Annotated in this window: 4 protein-coding genes; 2 read left to right on the top strand and 2 right to left on the bottom strand. The window is 52.8% G+C overall.

Features of this window, described 5'->3' with window-relative positions:
* Nucleotides 1-340: 340 nt before the first annotated feature.
* Nucleotides 341-1,447 carry a PilT/PilU family type 4a pilus ATPase gene (locus MHN01_RS20505; protein WP_239413116.1) on the bottom strand — a complete coding sequence of 369 codons (1,107 nt, stop codon included), beginning with the start codon at nt 1,445-1,447 and terminating at the stop codon, nt 341-343.
* 33 nt (nt 1,448-1,480) lie between these two features.
* Entirely contained in the window at nt 1,481-2,512 is a 1,032-nt protein-coding gene (locus MHN01_RS20510; RefSeq protein ID WP_075763146.1) for a type IV pilus twitching motility protein PilT, read from the bottom strand.
* Nucleotides 2,513-2,535: 23 nt separating this feature from the next.
* Here MHN01_RS20510 and MHN01_RS20515 point away from each other — a divergent pair, with 23 nt between their 5' ends.
* Both MHN01_RS20515 and MHN01_RS20520 read left to right on the top strand, forming a co-directional pair.
* On the top strand, nt 2,536-3,246 hold the full coding sequence (locus tag MHN01_RS20515; protein WP_239413117.1) for a YggS family pyridoxal phosphate-dependent enzyme: 711 nt from the start codon (nt 2,536-2,538) through the stop codon (nt 3,244-3,246).
* Between the two features lie 33 nt (nt 3,247-3,279).
* The coding region (locus tag MHN01_RS20520) for a pyrroline-5-carboxylate reductase (protein ID WP_239413118.1) at nt 3,280-3,564 on the top strand (285 nt) is incomplete at its 3' end.

The following is a 3,564-nucleotide window of genomic DNA, read 5'->3' on the forward strand; positions in this document are numbered from 1 at the left end:
GCCAGTACGGATAACGCTCTCTCCCCGTTACACGGGGAGAATTTTTCCCGGCACACTTCCCTCTGTACACCTTTTTTATCTCTATTCATCAAATTACTGTCACCTTCTGCACGAAAAAGATCCGGCCAGATCTCACCCCGCGTTGAATAAGGCCTGATCAGCCTGTACAGCTTTTGGACACTTTAAACCCCAAAGCTCAACAAGCTGTACACCAACATTGCGAATCAGTAATAAAAGCATTTAAGATCAAAAAGCTATAGATCTTGTGCAGTAAAAAAAGCGTTAGGATCATAGGAACCCCAACGCTTTTTCTACATGGTGTACTTTTTGCAGCCAGACGTTACCCCATATCGACTGTCACCCCATCAAGGGTATTACTGCCCTGCTGGTTCTTACAGCCGACCTTGATCATCAGACGCAGATCGTTGGCCGAGTCGGCATGGTGAAGCGCATCCTGCTCGGTGATCTTGCCCTCTCTAAATAACTCGTAAAGCGACTGATCGAATGTCATCATGCCGGACTCACCGGACTTGGACATCGCCTCTTTGATCTCATGCAATTCACCCCGGCGGATCAAGTCAGCAATCCGAGGAGTATTGATCAAGAGTTCAAAAGCACCATGGCGGCCGATACCCCTGGCATCCGGGATCAACTGCTGGGCGAGAATACACTTGAGGTTCAGGGACAGATCAAACAAAAACTGCTCCCGACGCTCCTTGGGCACCAAATGCAGGATCCGCTCCAGGGCCTGATTGGCATTGTTGGCATGCAAGGTTGCCATACACAGGTGCCCGGTTTCGGCAAAGTTCATCGCATACTCCATGGTCTCGGGGGTCCTGATTTCACCGATCAGGATCATGTCCGGCGCCTGGCGCAAAGAGTTCTTCAAGGCGACATCATAGCTTTCGGTATCAAGCCCCACTTCACGCTGGGTCACAATGCAACGTTCATGCTTGTGGACAAACTCAATCGGATCCTCGACAGTCAATATATGCCCGCTGCGATTTTTATTACGATAACCGGTCATCGCCGCCATCGAGGTCGACTTGCCCGATCCGGTTGCACCGACAACCAGGACCAGGCCACGCTTGGCCAGCGCCATTTTCTGCATATCCATCGGCAGGTTCAGCGAGAATAGATCAGGGATATCTGTCTCTATCCTCCTAACCACCATACCCGGTAGCTCACGCTGCCAAAAAGCACTGACACGAAAGCGCCATTCACCGCGTACCAGGGCAAAATTTGCCTCTCGACTAGTGATGAAATCTTGTCGCTGTTCCGGATCCATCGCCTCATCAAACAATCGATCAACAGCGTCACGATCCAGGCTTTCTCCCAGAGGCTGAAGTTTTCCGTCCACCCGCAGCAAGCACGGGGAGTCCACCGTAATGTAGAGATCAGAGGCCTTGCAACGTACCACTTCCTCAAGGATCTGCTGTAAGTTCATTACCTTTCCTTTTATTTCGCTAATACGGACGCGCTAGGCGAGACTACTGTCGACAACACGACGTCCTTCTTCAGACTCTACAATTCCCTGCGCGACCAGCATTTTGACACTCTGCTCCATCGTCTGCATCCCCATCGCAGAGCCAGTCTGGATCATCGAGTACATCTGGGCAACCTTGTCTTCCCGGATCAGGTTGCGAATCGCCGGCGTCGCCATCATTACCTCATGGGCTGCCACCCGGCCACCACTGACGCACTTAAGCAGATTTTGCGATACCACCGCCCGCAGTGACTCCGACAGCATCGAGCGAACCATCGCCTTGTCATTGCCGGGGAACACATCAATGATCCGGTCCACCGTCTTGGCAGCCGAGCTGGTATGCAAGGTCCCAAGTACCAAATGCCCGGTTTCGGCGGCTGTCAGCGCCAGGCTGATCGTTTCCCTGTCCCTCAGCTCTCCGACCACAATGACATCGGGATCTTCTCGTAATGAAGACCGCAGCGCATTGTGGAAGCTATGCGTATCACGGTGCACCTCGCGCTGGTTGATCAGGCAGCGCTTGCCGCTATGCACAAACTCCACAGGGTCTTCAATCGTCAAAATATGCCGATTGTAGTTGGCGTTGATATAGTCGACCAAGGCCGCGATAGTCGTAGACTTACCCGAGCCTGTGGCTCCGGTCACCAGTACCAGTCCCCGCTGGCACTGGGCAATTTTGTAAAACACCTCGGGCACATTAAGCGAGTCCAGCGAAGGAATATGAATTGGGATGGTTCGGAATACCGCCGCACTTCCCCGGGACTGCTGAAACGCATTAACACGAAAACGGCCGACTTTCGGCAGTTCGAACGAAAAGTCCACTTCCAGCTTCTCTTCGTACTCCCTGCGCTGGGCATCAGTCATGATATCGAACACCAAGCGGTGTACCTCTCCATGCTCCAATGCTGGTAAGCTTAGTTTTCTGACTTCACCGTCAACCCTGATCATTGGCGGAACACCCGCAGAAAGGTGCAGATCAGAGGCATTATGCTTTACACTAAAGTCCAGTAGTTCGGTGATATCCATAAATTTTCCCCACAGAATCGATTATGAGTAGTATCAAACAAAACATTGAGCAGGTCATCTCCCAGATAACCTCGGCAACAGAAAAATGCGGCCGGACAGCCGATTCCGTGCAGTTACTGGCGGTAAGCAAGACCAAACCCATTGTCGCTATCGAAGAAGCCATCGATGCGGGACAATTTGCGTTTGGCGAAAACTATGTCCAGGAAGGTGTCGAAAAGGTACAGCATTTCGCCACCAGCCCGCAGGCTGACAAACTTAGCTGGCATTTTATCGGTCCTATCCAGTCAAACAAAACCCGGCAGATTGCCGAGCATTTTGACTGGGTGCACTCTGTCGATCGGGCAAAAATCGCCCGTCGTCTCAGTGAGCAACGCCCGGAAGATATGCCACCATTAAATATACTATTGCAGGTCAATACCAGCGCTGAAGCCAGCAAATCCGGCGTCACCTTTGACGAGTTAGCCACACTGGCCGACGAAATTGCCGCCATGCCCAACATCGTGCTGCGCGGCCTGATGTCAATTCCGCAAAAAGCGGACGACTACGATAGCCAATATGCAGCATTTCATGCATTGGCCGAGGCCCAGAAAGCATTACAAAACAAACATCCGCAGCTCGATACCCTGTCAATGGGCATGAGCGGCGATATGGAAGCCGCCATCGCTGCAGGCAGTAGCATTGTCCGTATCGGCACCGCGATCTTCGGCGCGCGTGAATACGGCACTAAACAGTAAATGGCTCTTAGGACTATTTGACAAGGACTCTACATGGAACAACGTTCAATCGCTTTTATCGGTGCCGGCAATATGGCCCGCTCTATCATTGCCGGGCTGGTATGCAGCGGCTACCCTGCCGACAAGATCACCGCCACCGCACCGGGCCCGGCTCGACGTGAACCGCTTGCCCGCGACTACGGTATCCACACCGGTGACGACAACCTGCTGGCAGCCGAACAGGCCGAGGTGATCGTGCTGGCCGTCAAGCCACAGTTGATGGAAGAGGTCTGCCGCCCGCTACAGGGCATCGACCTGTCCAGTAAGCTGGTGATCTCA

The organism is Photobacterium sp. OFAV2-7 (assembly GCF_022347985.1).
GTDB lineage: Bacteria > Pseudomonadota > Gammaproteobacteria > Enterobacterales > Vibrionaceae > Photobacterium.

Coding starts and splice junctions, on each gene's coding strand:
- MHN01_RS20505 (WP_239413116.1), bottom strand. CDS start 1,447: ATGAACTTACAGCAGATCCTTGAGGAAGTGGTACGTTGCAAGGCCTCT.
- MHN01_RS20510 (WP_075763146.1), bottom strand. CDS start 2,512: ATGGATATCACCGAACTACTGGACTTTAGTGTAAAGCATAATGCCTCT.
- MHN01_RS20515 (WP_239413117.1), top strand. CDS start 2,536: ATGAGTAGTATCAAACAAAACATTGAGCAGGTCATCTCCCAGATAACC.